Raw genomic sequence first — 2,452 nt, 5'->3', positions numbered from 1 at the left:
GATAATCAAAGAAATGTGATATTTCCACTTGACAATCGTCATTTCATAACAGAATTAAAAAATTTGTATACGAGTGAAGAGTGGATTAAGGAAAGAGATTCTATCATTAAACAGATCAATTCTGATTGGCTCTTATGTGATATATACGCCCATGAGAACCTTCATAAACAATTACTTGATAGTATAATAAAAAGTAACAATAAAAGCTTGTTGAAACAATATACTCATCTTCTTAAAGATGAATATCCTGAACAGTTACTTCATATGTATAGAGTGGCTGTTGAAACAGAGGCAGAGCATGCAAGAAGTAGATCATATTATCATCAATTAGTAGGAGATTTAAGAGTCATGAAATCTATTACTGGTGGTGATAAAGTCGTAGATGAAATTATCAAGAAATGGAAGGATCAATACAAAAACAGAACTGCAATGATGGATGAGTTAAGCAGAATATAAGTCCGGTGTGATTTTCTTATTGTATGCTTGGCAGGGCACTCATTCAGTCTGACTACAAGACATTACCGTAAAGTGAAGAAGTGTTATCGCAATTTCTTTGAGCGTACTTGTAGAAATAATATTAATATTACTTCTTTTCTACCTTGCTATAATAAAACTATACATTGGAGGTACCTATATGGAATGGGAAACTTATTTTCAAAAACGAATATTGGATAGGGGGTATGACTATTATTTTGATGAACGCGTAGAAGATTTACGTGTTAATTCTAATAGGATTAAAGCAGTTGTTAATGGGACAGATTTTTATCATGTAGAAATCAAATTAAATGGAAATAAAATAATAGGCATGTCCTGTGATTGTCCTTATGCATTAGATGGACATAATTGTAAGCACATGGCAGCTGTTTTATATGAGTGGCAATTAAGAGTGACTCATCCAGAAATAGATAGTTTACAGCTTGTTGAAGATGCTTCAGAAGAGGATGTACGATCATTTCTTATTCAAGTACTTGATGATAATCCTGATTTAGTAGAAACCTTTAAACAATATACGCAAAATGAATTTTCTCTAGATACAATGATTGATGATTTGGAGGGAGTTTGTGATTCTTATAGTGATGGTTATCATTATATCGATTATGAATTTAGCCGTGATTTTTGTGATAACTATGAAGGTGCTGTTGATAAGTGGCTTGATGTTTTAAAGAAAAGGGATCAATATTCCCTCGCATTTAGATTCTTATTAAAAGCTTATGAAGTATTCTATAAGCTAGATATTGAGGATAATGGAGGTGAAACGGTTGCACTTTCTGTTATCATTATAAACCAATGGGCAAATATAATTATGTGTATGGATGACTTAGAAAGATTAGAAGCTTTTGTTGAATTAGGACAATACCTCAACAGCATGAGAGATTATTATGATAGCCAAAAGATTATTGAAATATTTTTTGATTGTTTAAGTGGTAAAGAATTCTTAAAGCTGAAGCTTGATCTTGTGAAAAAACAGTTAGACTACATAGAAAGTCATGATGATATTTTTAATAGAGGATATGCAATTGAAGGATTTGCGAAAAAGTATCTTGAACTCTTAAAGAAGAATAAAGCATCAAAGAAGGAGATAAGTGCTGTTCATAAAAAGTACTGGGAATATATTCCTATTAGAATGGACTGTGTCTATACTTGTATTAATAATAAAGAATATGACAAGGCTTTAGATTATATTGACGAATGTATTGATTTTGAATATGAAAATCAAGATCGTATGAAGTTTAATATAAAATTGAAGAAAGATATTTATAAGAAGCAGGGAAATATCAAAGCTTACAGAAAAGAATTAAAGAATTTGATTCTCTTTTTCAATGATACTAATTTAGAGGATTATGTTGAGCTGAGAAGTCTCTTTTCTGATAAAGAATGGATCAAGGAAAGAGACTCTATAATTGAACAGCTTACTCCTGGAAGGTTCTTATGTGAAATATTAGAAACAGAGCAACTATATGAACAGCTTTTAGACGTTCTTTTTAGAAGTGACGATAAATATTTGCTGCATCAATATACTGATTTGCTTAGTGAGAAATATTCTGAACAGCTGCTTCAGATATATCGAGAAAATGTTGAAAAGCAGGCTGAATCTACTGGGAGCAGAAAGCATTATTACCAAATTGTAGAAGAGTTAAGAATCATGAAATCTATTATCGGCGGTGATAAAGTCGTTGATGAAATCATCAAGAAATGGAAGATTCAATATAAAAACAGAAGCGCAATGCTGGATGAATTAAATAGAGTATAGTCCACTCCGGTGGACTTTTTTACATCCTTCTTTTACATAAAAAAGAGTCATCAAAGGAAAACGTAAATGAAGCAGCTAAATTAAATGATAGTTAGATATATTTCAATTGTTGGATACTTGTCAACCGAAATTGATAATGTCTCAAAAATAATCAAACATTAGCACCATAACGGTGCTTTTGTTTTGCAGCATAATTCGCAA

General features: G+C 31.3%; 2 protein-coding genes. Both read left to right on the top strand.

Annotated elements, in window-relative coordinates; all coding sequences use genetic code 11:
* A partial coding sequence (locus DW269_RS12670) for a hypothetical protein (protein ID WP_199412138.1) occupies positions 1 to 456 on the top strand: 456 nt, incomplete at its 5' end.
* Between the two features lie 178 nt (positions 457 to 634).
* Complete coding sequence (locus DW269_RS12330) at positions 635 to 2,251, top strand: SWIM zinc finger domain-containing protein (protein ID WP_117460302.1); 1,617 nt, start codon at positions 635 to 637, stop codon at positions 2,249 to 2,251.
* The last annotated feature ends 201 nt before the right edge of the window (positions 2,252 to 2,452 follow it).

The sequence above is a fragment of the Catenibacterium sp. AM22-6LB genome, assembly GCF_003435615.1.
Classification (GTDB): domain Bacteria; phylum Bacillota_I; class Bacilli_A; order Erysipelotrichales; family Coprobacillaceae; genus Catenibacterium; species Catenibacterium mitsuoka_A.
Note: the sequence above shows the minus strand (reverse complement) of the source record. Positions and strands in the feature narration are given on the sequence as shown.